Consider the following 245-nt stretch of genomic DNA (forward strand, 5'->3'; position numbering starts at 1 on the left):
GGGGGGGGGGGGGGGGGGGGGGGGGGGGGGGGGGGGGGGGGGGGGGGGGGGAGGGGGAGCGCTTGCTGGGGATGAAACCCGCCGGGAAAGAGAACCACCCTGGCCCCATTCGGCAGCCGCGATACCAGGAAGTAGTTCAGCGGAAACGGCCAGCGGCAGTCGCGCCGGACATGCAGGACCGTCTTGCGCGGAAAGAACTTCACGCCCCCGGGCGCATTACGGGTGACAAAGCGCTGTTCGAACCT

Annotated in this window: 1 pseudogene; it reads right to left on the minus strand. The window is 71.4% G+C overall.

The features are described from left to right. Positions 1-245 (minus strand): annotated as a pseudogene (locus ACPYOI_RS36750) (hypothetical protein); the annotation flags it as partial.

The organism is Rhizobium sp. SVR5-2C, assembly GCF_056755115.1.